The following is a 782-nucleotide window of genomic DNA, read 5'->3' as shown; positions in this document are numbered from 1 at the left end:
CTCGCCGCGGCCATGGCGGCGGGCCCCGTGGCGGCGGCGCCGAGCGCCATGGCCGCGGCGAGCGCGCCGCGACGGTCGAGTGCGATGGTCATGCCTGTTCCTCCCAGGATTCTTGTGGCGCCCTGGCCGAGACGGACCGGGGCGGCGCCTCTCGCTGCTCTAGTCGCGGCGCCTGCGGCGATCAAGCGGCCGCCGCATTGACCCGCGGCCGCTTCCGTGGCGAAAGCGGCCCATGCCCGCCGACGCACCGCTGCCCGATGCCTGGCCTGCCACGCTGCTCGGCCTGATCGGCGCGGGCATCGGCGCTTCGCTGACCCCCGCCATGCATGAGCGGGAAGGCGCGGAGCAGGGGCTTCGCCTCATCTACCGCAAGATCGACCTCGAGCCGCTCGGCCTGACGGTCGCCGCGCTGCCGGAGCTGCTGGCGGCGGCCGGGCGCATGGGCTTCGCCGGCCTCAACATCACCTATCCCTGCAAGCAGGCCGTCATTCCGCTGCTCGACGGCCTGTCCGAGGATGCGCGCGCGCTCGGCGCGGTGAACACCGTGCTGTTGCGGGACGGAAAGCGCCACGGCCACAACACGGACTGGTCTGGCTTCGCCGCCGCCTTCCGCCGCGACCTTCCGGGCGTGCCGCTCGGCGCCGTGGTGCAACTCGGCGCGGGCGGGGCCGGGGCGGCGGTCGCGCATGCGCTGCTCACGCTCGGCGCGGCGCGGCTGATGCTGCACGATGTCGAGCCCGGCCGCGCCGCCGACCTTGCCGCCGCCCTCGAGGCCCGCTTCG

General features: G+C 75.2%; 1 protein-coding gene. It reads left to right on the top strand.

Annotation, left to right across the window (positions count from 1 at the left end; genetic code table 11):
- Positions 1 to 232: 232 nt before the first annotated feature.
- A partial coding sequence (locus HW577_RS25900) for a shikimate dehydrogenase (RefSeq protein ID WP_198378942.1) occupies positions 233 to 782 on the top strand: 550 nt, incomplete at its 3' end.

Source organism: Neoroseomonas rubea (assembly GCF_016106015.1).
Taxonomy (GTDB): Bacteria; Pseudomonadota; Alphaproteobacteria; order Acetobacterales; family Acetobacteraceae; genus Neoroseomonas; species Neoroseomonas rubea.
Note: the sequence above shows the minus strand (reverse complement) of the source record. Positions and strands in the feature narration are given on the sequence as shown.